This window comes from Bradyrhizobium sp. Kon37 (assembly GCF_055807535.1).
The window spans coordinates 61,851-70,113 of record NZ_JBVVOY010000029.1 but is presented as its reverse complement, the minus strand read 5'-3'; the positions used below and the strand labels follow the sequence as shown (position 1 = coordinate 70,113).

The 8,263-nt window shown below is 65.0% G+C and carries 7 protein-coding genes; 1 reads left to right on the top strand and 6 read right to left on the bottom strand.

Annotated features, from left to right (window positions below; translation table 11 throughout):
- Window positions 1–536: 536 nt before the first annotated feature.
- From AC0L3J_RS32885 to AC0L3J_RS32870, 4 genes are all read right to left on the bottom strand, one after another.
- On the bottom strand, window positions 537–794 hold the full coding sequence (locus tag AC0L3J_RS32885; protein ID WP_007590640.1) for a hypothetical protein: 258 nt from the start codon (window positions 792–794) through the stop codon (window positions 537–539).
- A gap of 122 nt (window positions 795–916) precedes the next feature.
- Entirely contained in the window at window positions 917–1,129 is a 213-nt protein-coding gene (locus AC0L3J_RS32880; RefSeq protein ID WP_027567097.1) for a hypothetical protein, read from the bottom strand.
- Between the two features lie 148 nt (window positions 1,130–1,277).
- Entirely contained in the window at window positions 1,278–1,580 is a 303-nt protein-coding gene (locus AC0L3J_RS32875) for a hypothetical protein (RefSeq protein WP_456769882.1), read from the bottom strand.
- Window positions 1,559–3,295, bottom strand: a complete 1,737-nt coding sequence (locus tag AC0L3J_RS32870; protein WP_473349823.1) for an adenylate/guanylate cyclase domain-containing protein — start codon at window positions 3,293–3,295, stop codon at window positions 1,559–1,561. Before AC0L3J_RS32870 ends, AC0L3J_RS32875 begins: the two co-directional genes overlap by 22 nt.
- Before the next feature lie 323 nt (window positions 3,296–3,618).
- On the opposite strand from AC0L3J_RS32870, the gene AC0L3J_RS32865 reads away from it, so the two are divergent.
- Window positions 3,619–5,808 (top strand): transglycosylase SLT domain-containing protein, encoded by a 2,190-nt coding sequence (locus AC0L3J_RS32865; RefSeq protein ID WP_473349822.1) that lies wholly within the window; start codon window positions 3,619–3,621, stop codon window positions 5,806–5,808.
- A gap of 135 nt (window positions 5,809–5,943) precedes the next feature.
- Here the strand turns inward: AC0L3J_RS32865 and AC0L3J_RS32860 are convergent, their stop codons facing one another.
- Window positions 5,944–6,912, bottom strand: coding sequence for a tripartite tricarboxylate transporter substrate binding protein BugD (locus tag AC0L3J_RS32860; RefSeq protein WP_473349821.1), 969 nt, complete (start codon window positions 6,910–6,912; stop codon window positions 5,944–5,946).
- A gap of 86 nt (window positions 6,913–6,998) precedes the next feature.
- A complete protein-coding gene (locus AC0L3J_RS32855; RefSeq protein ID WP_473349820.1) occupies window positions 6,999–8,240 on the bottom strand; it encodes a threonine synthase in 1,242 nt (413 codons plus the stop codon).
- Window positions 8,241–8,263: the final 23 nt, after the last annotated feature.

The following is an 8,263-nucleotide window of genomic DNA, read 5'->3' as shown; positions in this document are numbered from 1 at the left end:
GACCGTAGCAACGACGGCCAGGACCACACGGTTTTGCCGTACGCACGGCCCGCCATTTCGCCGCAGTTTTCCCGGCCGTGTCGACGAAGCCGAAAACTTACAGACGAGACGAAGCCTAGCAGCGCCGCTCGTCCGCACGCGGTTGCGGGCTCACAGGGACTACCCGCCCTGCCCGCACCTCTCGTGCCGACGCTGCCGCGTCCACCGCAAGCCCGGCTCGCAATCAAGACGACAACGAGATCGCCCCTCAAGGATGAGCCGGGATGACCGACACATACGTCAAAACCGAATTTCGGTAAAGCGGAATATTTTTGTAGGTATGCATTGACACAGGGGTCTCGAGAAATGGTCAGGTGTTTTGCCCGACGGGCAACCGCGACGGCTTCGTGAAAGTCACATCAGGCCGCCCCGCCGTTCGGGTATGTCGTGACGGTCCGGACGGCGGTCACCTTGCGGGGCTGGGTCGGTCATCGCCATGACTGGACCTCAGCGACTTGACCTCAGCGCCTCACCCTCTTGTTCCTCAAACGGGCGGGCTACGCTCGTCCTCTTGCGCGCTGGGCTTGAGCCCAAGCCGCGGTGACGTCGCGCGGCGGGACGTCGACGCGCCGGATCGGCGTCAACTCGCCGGAGGCGGAGATGATCGCAGTCTCCTCGCGGCGGCAGCGCGGGCACACGAAGCGGACCTCGTTTGGCGAAGCCGACCAGCTCGAACGTTTCACATTGGCCGCCATCGGCCAGGCCGCGCAATGCGAGCATGACACCAGGAACCGACCGGGATCGAGCATACCCATTTCAAGGACTCCGCGTCCTGCCATCCCTTCAATGATTAATCCATGTGAATCGTTCCGGTGCCAAGACACCGCCGAGGCGGATCAAGACACCGTAGCGACCCCAAACCAGGAGATTGAGCGGCTCAGTGGGCGCCCTTGAGCGTGCATGACGTGCTGCAGGTGACCGTGTTGCCGTGGTCGCACGCCTTGCAGGCGGCAACGCACTGGGCCATGTCGCGGGGATTGAAGGAGGTGTAGTTCCGCATCGCGCAGACCGGGGTCGAGCCGGTGATGTCCTGCTCCTGATTGCAGGCTGCCGTCATGAGTCCAAACATGATGACCGCAAGGAGGCGCATGGGATCGCCCTGTGAGGCACGACAAAACAATCTCGCGAGGCGCGCTGCACCGCAACGAGCCCGGCACTTCCACAGCGGAAAATCGCCGCAGGCGTCCCCGCATCTGCACTGAGGATGCGCGCCAAGTGTTAAGAACGGATTGTCGGCGTCAGGCCGCAGCTTTGCTTGCGATGGCCTGCCGCATGTCCACCGCCAATTGGCGGTACTGCTCCGAAAGCTTCAGATAAAACTCGCGCTTGGTGCTGTCGGTGGCGAGCCTGGCGATCAGCTCGCATTCGGCGGTGAGCGTCTCGAAGCGTTCGAGCCTGTTCTCAAGTTCTGTCATCGGCGTGTCCCCGTCAAACGCCTCAAGGACACCAAACCTAAGCCCGCGAAATAGGTCACGGCGAACATCGTTATCGAGTAGAATCAATTTTTCCGCGCGGCCGGCTATTTCTGCTCCAACCGCCATGCGCCGTCCCAGCCCTCGCCCGGCGGATTGGCCTCGAATTGCGCAATGCGGGCGAGCATTGCGCGCGAGGGACCGTCGCCGGGGACGGCTTCGAGTGCCACGTTGAAGGCGACACGGGCCTCGTCGAAGCGGCCGGCGCGATAGGCGGCGAGGCCTCCGGCGTAGTGCGAACGCAGGCTCTCATGCGCGGCCGTGAGCGCGCCTGACCGGCCCATCACCTCGAAGATCGTTTGCGCCGCGCTCTGGCCGGCGACCGCAAGACGATCGACTTCGCGCAATTCGAGGTGCGAGCCGATCGCGTCCGCTGTCGCCTGCGAGATCAGGATACGGGTGCCATAGGTCTTGTTGACGGCCTCCAGCCGCGAGGCGAGATTCACCGCATCGCCCATCACGGTGAAGCTCATCATCAGCTCGGAGCCGATGCTCCCGGTCAGGACCTCGCCGGTGGCGATGCCGATGCGCAGATCGCAAAGCCCCGGCATGGCGCGGATGCCGAGGAGATCCGGCAATTGCTTCTGCAGCGCGGGCACCTGATCGGCCATGTCGATGGCGGCAAGGCCTGCGAGCAGCGCCGGCTCGTCCTCCTCGATGAAGGGCGGGCCCCAATAGGCCATGATGGCGTCGCCGATATATTTGTCGATGATGCCGCGGTTGCTCCTGATCGGACCGGACATCATCGTGAAATAATGGTTCATCACCCTGACCAGGCCGCGCGGGGTCATGCCCTCGCTCATCGCGGTGAAGCCGCTCATGTCGCAGAACATGATGGTCATCACCCGGCGCTGGCCGTCGATGGCGACCTCGGGCCGGTCGATCAGGCCTTGCACCACCTTGGGATCGATGTAGCGACCGAACGTCTCGCGGACGCGCTCATTGTGCCTGAGCTGCTCGGTCATGCGGTTGAAGGCTGCGGCCAGCTCGCCGATCTCGTCCTGGGTGGAGACGGTGATGGTCTTGTCGAAGCGGCCGGCCTCGACCTCGCGCGTGCCGGCGAGCAGCAGCCGCACCGGGCGCGTAATGCCGCTGGACACCAGAAGCGCAAAGGCAAATCCGAGGACCGCTGCCAGCAAGGTCACGACTCCCGACACGATAATCGCCTGGTATTGCCGACTTATCACCTGCGACGTCGAGAAGAAGACCTGCGTCAGCATGTCGCCGCGGATCGCGTCGACCTTCCGGTTGAACGCATCGCGCAGCAAGTCGAGCTGTTCCAGCGTGCCGCGGGCCTCGGCCATGTCCTTGGCCTCGATCTGCTTGAGCAGTTTCGTATTGCCCTCGTCCAGATTGCGCCGCAGCTCGGTGACAGCGCTCTCGATACGAACGTCGAGCCGTGCCAGTGCGGCGTTGTCGGAAGAGGTCCTGGGGTCGTCGATGATGGCGTTGATGAGCTTGCGCGCGGTCTCGGCCTCCTCCTCGAACTTGCGGTCCAATGCCTCGAAGTCGCGAAGCCGCGCCGCGTAGGCCTCCTCGTCCGACGCCGATCCCATCCTCGTCATGACCATTCGCCGCAGCGCCAGCGCCCGCTCCAGCGAGCGGATATTGGCGCGCGCGAGATGGCTATAGGCCGGAATGTAGCGGTTGGTCAGTTCGTCAAGCAGGACGCCGACCTGGCTCGACATCACCATCGACAGGATCGAGGTGACCAGCATCAGGACGATCAATCCGAGGGCGATGCCGACGATTTTGCGCCGGATCGACTGGTTGAAAAGCGGCATGGGTGTGAGGCAAATGGGCTGCAGGAACGGCTAGGGAACCCAATACACCGTATTTGCACCAGGGAACACGCACAATCAGGCCGCTGTGGCGCCAAGGAGCCGCCCGCAACCACCGCGCGAGCCCGAATGGTTAACAGAGGTTAAGAGCCTCCTCTATCAGCCGTTGCACGAGTTCCCTCGCTCCATCCGTATTTCGCCGCATTGTTGGAACAGCTTGAGGATGCGAAACGACGTCGCGTCACCATTTTTGACGCCGTTTTGATTCTCGAGCCGCATCTCGTCGCGGACTTTGGTTTGTACTGGTTTCGCAGGGGGACCACGGAATGAACCAGTGCCTACGCTCGCTCGCGTGTATCGCTGCCGTGGCCGCTTTGGCCTTCATCCCTACCGAGCTGGCAGCGAAGAGCGGTCACAAATCGTCCGCGCCGAAGAAGACGCATGAGGCGAAAGCCGGCAAGCAGCGCCACGCCTCCGCCGGCAAGGCGCGGCACGGCAAGCATGCCGAGGCCAAGCGCAAGTCGAAGAAGCAGGACGACGCGCCCTCGGACAAGCCGGCGGCCCCGCCGCTAACTGGCGATCTCGCCGCGCTGAAGGATGCCATCGATCTCGCGCGGAAGGGCAAGACCGAGGATGCGAGCGCGGCCCGCGACCGCATTGCCGACCCGGCCGGACAAAAGCTCGCCGACTGGTTCATGCTGCGGCATTCCGAAAGCACGGCGAATTTCAAGCGCTACGCCGCCTTCCTCGCCGCCAATCCGGACTGGCCGAGCAGCGCGCTGCTCCGCCGCCGTGCCGAGGCGCGGCTGTGGCAGGAGAAGGCCGACGCGGCGACCGTGCACAAGTTCACGATGGACCGGCCGACCAGCGCCAAGGGCAAGTTCGCACTCGCCCGCGTACTGATGACCGAGGGCGACAGCGACAGGGCCGCCCGTCTGGTGCGCGATGCCTGGCGCACCGACGAATTGTCCGAGCGCAGCGAGGAAGATTCCTATGAAGTGTTCCGCGATCTCCTGACCACCGAGGATCATCGCGCCCGCATGGACAAGCGCCTCGGCGCCAAGGACTACGCAGGTGCGCGGCGCGCAGCCAAGCGACTCGGCGAGGATGCGCTGGCGATCGTCAAGGCCTGCGCCGCCGTCACCGGCAAGGCCAGCAAGGCCAAGGATTACCTCGATGACGTCTCGGCCGAGGCGCGGCGCGACCTCGGCTATGTGCTGTGCCGCGCGCAATGGCATCTCCAGAATGACCGCATCGACGACGCGGCCGAGGTGATCCTGGCCGCCGCGCCCGATACGATGGCGGCGCAAGACACCGACGCCTGGTGGCGCGAGCGCCGCCTGCTCGCGCGAAAGCTGCTCGACCAGGGCAAGTTCAAAACCGCCTACGACGTCGTGCGCTCGGCGGCCGTGCCCGCGATGGAGGTCTATCGCGTCGACTATCACTTCATGTGCGGCTGGATCGCGCTGCGCTACCTCGACGATCCCAAGGCAGCGATGACGCACTTCGCCGCGATCGACGAAGGCTCGGCCAACCCGATCGCGCTGTCGCGCGCGCATTATTGGCGCGGCCGCGCGGCGGAGGCGATGAACGCAACCGTCGATGCGCGCCTGAGCTATCAGGCCGCGGCGCGCTATCCGACCGCCTATTACGGCCAGCTCGCCCGCGTCAGGCTCGGTCTCGACCGCATCGAGCTGCGCGCGCCCTCGCCCGTGCTGGCAGCAGCCGACACGCCGCCCGCGGACGAGCGCGTGCGCGCCGCCGACATGCTCTACGGCGTCGGTGAGCGCGACATGGTGTTTTACTACGCCGAGGATTTCGCCAAGGAGAGCACCGACGTGGCGGCACTCGAAGCGCTCGGCGAGCTCGCCGGCCGGCGCAACGATGCGCGCGTGATGCTGGAGGTCGGCAAGTCGGCACTGGCGCGGGGGCTCGCGCTCGATCACTACGCCTTCCCGACCATCGGCATCCCTGAACATAAGCAGGTCGCGCCCGCGATCGACCCCAGTGTGATCTATTCGGTGGCGCGCACCGAGAGCTCGTTCGACCAGCGCGACAAATCGCCCGCCAACGCAGTCGGGTTGATGCAGGTGACGCCGGAAGCGGGCCGCGACACCGCAAAGCGCTTCGGCCTGACCTATGACTGGGACAAGATGGTCTCCGATCCCGTCTACAACACGCAGATGGGCGCGGCCGAGCTCAGCGCGCTGATGTCGGAATATCGCGGCAACCAGATCATGACCTTCGCCGGCTACAATGCCGGCCGGGGCCGCGTGCGCGAATGGGTGCAGGCGCGCGGCGACCCCAGGGATCCCAAGGTCGATCCGGTCGACTGGGTCGAACGCATCCCGCTGTCAGAGACGCGCAACTACGTCCAGCGCGTGATCGAGAACGTGCTGGTCTACCGCGCCCGGTTCGAAGCCAGCGGCATGATCGCCGGCAAGAGCGATCAGCGCGTGGTGACGAAGGATGCGGCGGCCGTCGCGACGCCGGTGGGGTTTACGGGGACGGAGTAGCCGCGGCTTCGTAGCTTCGTAGGGTGGATTAGCGAAGCGTAATCCACCAGTTCTTTCGCCGCACAAGAAGAGGTGGATTACGCCGAGCGACTGCGCTTCGCGCAGCGCTGGGCTAATCCACCCTACCAGAACGCCTCAATCCACCTTGATGTTCGCCGCCTTGATGATCGGCCACCATTTTGCGATCTCCGCCTTCTGGCGCGCGCCAAGCGCCTCGGGCGTGAGCTGATCCTGCGGCGTCATCTCCAGCCCCTGGCTTTCGAGTTGCTTCTTCACGCCGGGATCGTTCAGCGCTTCCACGGCTGCGGCATTGAGTTTGGCGACGATCGCCTTCGGCGTGCCCTTCGGCACCCACATGCCGGACCACAGCGTCATGTTGAAACCCTTCAGCCCCGCCTCCTCCGCCGTCGGGACGTCGGGCGCCGAGGCGAGGCGCTTGTCATCGGTGACGGCATAGGCGCGGATGGTGCCGGCGCGGACCTGATTGATGGAGTTCGAGGTCTGGTCGACGATGACGTCGATCTGGCCGGCGATCAGATCGTTCAGAGCGGGCGCAGTGCCGCGATACGGCACGTATTGCAGCTTGATGCCGCTGACGCTCTCGAAATAGACCCCGGCGATGTGGCTGCCCGAGCCCGCGCCGGCGGTGCCGGCGGTCGGCGGCGACGGCCGCGACTTCAGCCAGTCCAGCAGCTCCTTCAGCGAGGTCGCGGGCACTGCGTTCTTGCTGACGACGATCATCGGATTGCTCGGCAGCAGCACCACCGGCTCGAGGTCCGCGACCAGGTCATAATTGAGCTTGTAGACGGCGCCGTTGGCAACGTGGGTGCCGAGATGGCCGAACGAGATCGTGTAACCGTCGGGGGCCGAATGCACGGCGCGGCCGACGCCGATCGAGCCGCCCGCGCCGGTGACGTTCTCTATCACCAGGGGCTGGCCGAGCGCCGTGCGCATCCGCTCGGCGAGCACACGCGCCATCGCATCCGACGGACCGCCCGCGGCGAAGGGAACGATGATGGTGATGGGACGTGAGGGATAGTCGTCGGCGCGCGCGGCGCCTGCAACAGCGAGAATAGCAATCAGCGCAGCCCAGGCGGCCTTCATTGTCTTCTCCCAACGATGTCATTGTTGTTTTTGTCTCTTCCCGCGTACGGGAAGAGGGATCGTTCGTGAAGAGGCGAAATGACGCGCTAGAACTGCGAATAGTCGATCGGCTTGTGGCGATCGAGCGTCCGGTTGACCGGCGGCAGCGGATATTTCAGGCCGGTGGCGCAGTTGAACAGCATCACGCGGTCACCCTTCGAGACGCGGCCGTCGGCGAGGCTGTCCTTGTAGGCGGCGTAGGTCGCAGCACCTTCGGGGCACAGCAACAGCCCCTCCTCGCGCGCGACCTCGCTGAGCGCCGACGAGATCTTGTCGTCGTCGACGGCGATGGCAAAACCCTTGCTCTCGCGCACCGCGCGCAGGATCAGGAAGTCGCCGATCGCCTGCGGCACGCGAATGCCCGACGCGATGGTGTGAGCGTCCTCCCAGCGCGTGGCATGCTCGGTGCCGGCTTCGTACGCACGCACCATCGGCGCGCAGCCGGAGGCCTGCACCGCAACCATGCGCGGGCGTTTCGAGCCAATGAAGCCGATCTTCTCCAGCTCGTCGAAGGCCTTCCACATGCCGATCAGGCCGGTGCCGCCGCCGGTCGGATAGAAGATCACGTCGGGCACGTCCCAGCCGAGCTGCTCGGCCAGTTCGAGCCCCATCGTCTTCTTGCCTTCGATGCGGTACGGCTCCTTCAAGGTCGAGGTGTCGAACCAGCCGACTTTCGCCTTGCCCTCGCCGACGATCTTGCCGCAATCGTCGATATAGCCGTTGACGCGGTAGACGGTCGCGCCCTGAAGCTCGATCTCGCTGACGTTCACCTCGGGCGTATCGGCCGGACAGAAGATCGTGGTCTTGATCCCGCAGGAGGTGGCATAGGCCGCGAGCGCCGCGCCGGCATTGCCGTTGGTGGGCATCGCCATGTGCTTGATGCCGAGCGCCTTGCCCATCGACACCGCCATGACGAGGCCGCGCGCCTTGAACGAGCCGGTCGGCAGCCGCCCCTCGTCCTTGACGATGATCTCGCCGCCGCCGAGCTTTGCGCCGAGCTTGGGCAGCCGGATCAGCGGCGTCGTGACCTCGCCGAGCGAGACGATGTCCTTGCATTTGCGCACCGGCAGCAGCTCGCGATAGCGCCACATGTCGGCGGGGCGCTGGCTAAGCGTATCCTTGGTCAGCGCCTTCTTCACGCCGGCAAGGTCGTAGCGCACCAGCAGCGGCTTGCCAGCCTTGGAGAGGTTATGGACCTGGTCGGCGGCGTAATGATCGCCCTCCATCGCGCATTCGAGATGGGTGACGAAGGTCGGGCGCTCGATGGTGAGGTTGTCGTTGTCGTGCATGGGGTGATTTCCTTCTTGTTTTG